This window comes from Nonomuraea sp. MTCD27, assembly GCF_041950495.1.
Taxonomy (GTDB): Bacteria; Actinomycetota; Actinomycetes; order Streptosporangiales; family Streptosporangiaceae; genus Nonomuraea.
This window is the reverse complement of record NZ_JBGNUW010000079.1, coordinates 1-855: the sequence shown is the minus strand read 5'-3', so window position 1 is coordinate 855 and position 855 is coordinate 1. Positions and strand designations below refer to the sequence as shown.

Annotated in this window: 1 protein-coding gene; it reads right to left on the bottom strand. The window is 60.0% G+C overall.

Annotated elements, in window-relative coordinates; all coding sequences use genetic code 11:
- Positions 1 to 457: 457 nt before the first annotated feature.
- On the bottom strand, positions 458 to 661 hold the full coding sequence (locus ACBJ59_RS62800) for a DUF397 domain-containing protein (protein WP_375119395.1): 204 nt from the start codon (positions 659 to 661) through the stop codon (positions 458 to 460).
- Between the last annotated feature and the right edge of the window lie 194 nt (positions 662 to 855).

Here is an 855-nt window from a genome sequence, read left to right as displayed (position 1 = left end):
ATGGTCCGGCAGCGGGTAAACCAAGATCAGAGAGCCCTGCCCCGTGATCACGGGGCAGGGCTCCTACCTGCGGAGGATCGGGGATTTGAACCCCGGATGGGCGGTAAACCCAAACCGCATTAGCAGTCCCCTAAACGAGATGATCGAGCATTACCGAGCAAGATCCTCCAGTGCCATCCTTGCAGCTAAATCTAGTTTACCGATACCGAATCTGATCGTTCATTGCCGTATGTTGCTGGGCAATATGGTCCGGCAATGGTCCGGCATCTCCCCAGGTAAGGCCCACTCCGGACCCTGGAGTCCACCCTGTCCGGCCAGCACGGCCGACCGGGTGGCCAGGATGCGTCACGTGGCAATGTAGGAAAAGCCGCTCCGGGTAGATACGATCAAACTGCTTCGATCCATCCGAAGGCCCCCATTCTGAGGACAAACGCACAGAATGGGGGCCCCGGTGTTTCTAGTCGAATTCTCCGGCCTTCATGCCACGGCGGAACGCTTCCCATTCCGATGCCGTGAACTTCAAGACCGGACCGTCGGGATCCTTGCTGTCGCGAACTGCACGTCCGCCATGCGGAAGATCCGCAACCTCGACGCAGTTGTCACCCTGGCCAGAGAACGAACTCTTGCTCCAGGTGAGTTGAGGTCTGGTGCTTCGATCCATCCTCGTCACCTCTCGTTGATCATGAGCTCCATGAACCGGACCGACTCCTCCGGGGAGAGCGCCAGCGCCAGGGCTGAAGCGTTCTCATGTCGTGAGACCGAGTAGTTGAAGACCGTCGGCTGGGTGGCTGCGGTAGTGGTCGGTGGCAGCGGCGATGTTGGTCCAGCCGAGCAGGCGTGCCAGGCCGATGGCCA

Excerpts from the sequence above, each read along its gene's own strand:
- ACBJ59_RS62800 (WP_375119395.1), bottom strand. The coding sequence starts at position 661 with ATGGATCGAAGCACCAGACCTCAACTCACCTGGAGCAAGAGTTCGTTC.